The following is a 907-nucleotide window of genomic DNA, read 5'->3' as shown; positions in this document are numbered from 1 at the left end:
GCTCGTGGCGCAGTCGGTTTTCCGTGGCGCCCGAGAGCAGGGACAGCTCGCTCAGGCCGAGGCCGGGCCGCTGCTCGCGCAGGCGGCGGGCGTAGGGCAGATTGGCTTCCCCGTCCAGGCGCGGCACGGCGTCGCGAATGGCGGCCAGTTCCACGGAGAGCGCCTTGAAGGCCGGCTCGCGGCGCAGWTGGCYTTCCAAGGYGCCCGAGAGCAGGGACAGCTCGCTCAGGCTGAGGCCGGGCCGCTGCTCGYGCAGGCGGCGGGCGTAGGGCAGATTGGCTTCCCCGTCCCGGCGCGGCACGGCGTCGCGAATGGCGGCCAGTTCCACGGAGAGCGCCTTGAAGGCCGGCTCGCGGCGCAGATGGCTTTTCGTGGCACCCGAGAGCAGGGACAGCTCGCTCAGGCCGAGGCCGGGCCGCTGCTCGCGCAGGCGGCGGGCGTAGGGCAGACTGGCTTCCCCGTCCCGGCGCGGCACGGCGTCGCGAATGGTGGCCAGTTCCACGGGGAGCGCCTTGAAGGCCGGCTCGCAGCGCAGTTGGCTTTCCAAGGCGCCCGAGAGCAGGGACAACTCGTTCAGGCTGAGGCCGGGCCACTGCTCGTGCAGGCGGCGGGCGTAGGCCAGACTGGCTTCCCCGTCCYGGCGCGGCACGGCGTCGCGAATGGCGGCCAGTTCCACGGAGAGCGTCTTGAAGGCCGGCTCGCTGCGCAGATGGCTTTCCGTGGYGCCCGAGAGCAGGGACAGCTCGYTCARGCTGAGGCCGGGCCGCTGCTCGTGCAGGCGGCGGGCGTAGGCCAGACTGGCTTCCCCGTCCCGGCGCGGCACGGCGTCGCGAATGGCGGCCAGTTCCACGGAGAGCGTCTTGAAGGCCGGCTCGCTGCGCAGATGGCTTTCCGTGGYGCCCGAGAG

At 72.8% G+C, this 907-nt stretch carries 1 protein-coding gene; it reads right to left on the bottom strand.

Annotated elements, in window-relative coordinates:
* Positions 1-907: hypothetical protein (locus AC1DQ3_RS36545; RefSeq protein ID WP_477124953.1), on the bottom strand; the 907-nt coding region annotated here is incomplete at both ends.

The sequence above is a fragment of the Cupriavidus sp. 01T418 genome, assembly GCF_056398885.1.
This window is presented reverse-complemented; position numbering and strand designations above follow the sequence as displayed.